Raw genomic sequence first — 1,295 nt, 5'->3', positions numbered from 1 at the left:
AGTAGCCGGAGGGAGTTTCACCCTCCGGCCCTCACAGATCCGTACGTGACAGTCTCCTGTCATACGGCTCTTGTCGTCCTGATCATCAGAAGGTGGTGATCCATGCCCAGTGGGCGAAGGCTTTCGGAGACTGGACGGTGATGCGTTGCCAGCCGGCTTTGGCCTTCTTGAAGGATCGGACCCGTTTGAACTTGTTCCGCAGGAAACGCACCAGGTAGGCGTTGATGCGCTGCAGGAGGGGATACAGGGCGGAACGGTTGAACCGTCCGTAGTACTGCATCCAGCCCCGCACGACAGGATTTATCCGTCGTGCGATATCGGCCAGGGTTAGGTTTGTTCTGCGGCCCAGCCGCCATCGGCGGACCGTGCCGCTGATCTTCTTCAGGGCGTCTTTACTGATCGCTGGCGTGAACGCGGTGAACGTGACCTGGTCCCGTTCATTCCGCGCCCCTCGATAACGAAACGTGTATCCCAGGAACGTGAACGCGGTGTGCTCATATGCGGCCCGCCGGTCCCTGTTCCCGCAATACACGATCTTCGTCTTGTCGGGATGCACCGTCAACCCGACCTCACCCATCCTCGCAGTGATCTCCGCGACCAGGCGTTGCGCCTGACCCAGAGTCACGCAATGCACCACCACATCATCGGCGTAACGCTCGAACGGATTCCCCGGATGTTCCCGGGCCATCCACATGTCGAACGCGTAGTGCATGAACAGATTCGCCAGCACCGGTGACACCGCAGATCCCTGCGGCGTGCCCCGATCCCGTTCCTGCATCGTGCCGTCGGTCAGCTGCAACGGTGCGACCAGCCACCGCTTAACGTATAACACGATCCACGAGACATCAGTATGCTTCTCGACCGCTTTCAGCATCAACGCGTGATCAACACTGTCGAAGAACTTCTGAATGTCCATATCGATCACCCAGTCGTACTTCCAGCACCGCTGCCGACACACACCCACCGCGTCCAACGCCGACCGTGCAGGCCGGTAGCCGTAGGAGTCGGGATGGAAGACCGGTTCGACCTTCGCCTCCAACCTCCGGGCCACCACCGTCTGGGCGACCCTGTCCGCGACCGTGGGAACCCCCAACATCCGGGTGCCCCCACCATGGGCTTTCGCGATCTCGACCGCTTTCACCGCAGGCGGAAAGTACGTGCCCGATGACATCCGATTCCAGATCTTATACAAATTGTTCTTCAGATCCTTGTCGAACACCTCGATACTCACACCGTCCACGCCCGGGCCACCCCGATTCGCCTTCACCTGCTGATAGGCATCCCACACTTCCTGC

At 60.1% G+C, this 1,295-nt stretch carries 1 protein-coding gene; it reads right to left on the bottom strand.

What is annotated here, in order from left to right; translation table 11 throughout:
- Nucleotides 1-85 precede the first annotated feature (85 nt).
- Nucleotides 86-1,288 carry a group II intron reverse transcriptase/maturase gene (gene ltrA / locus ACIBQZ_RS43325; protein WP_396094794.1) on the bottom strand — a complete coding sequence of 401 codons (1,203 nt, stop codon included), beginning with the start codon at nucleotides 1,286-1,288 and terminating at the stop codon, nucleotides 86-88.
- Between the last annotated feature and the right edge of the window lie 7 nt (nucleotides 1,289-1,295).

Origin of the sequence: Actinoplanes sp. NPDC049599 (assembly GCF_044465625.1) — a bacterium.
Taxonomy (GTDB): domain Bacteria; phylum Actinomycetota; class Actinomycetes; order Mycobacteriales; family Micromonosporaceae; genus Actinoplanes.
The sequence above is the reverse complement of the archived record's forward strand: the minus strand, read 5'-3'. Positions and strand labels throughout refer to the sequence as shown.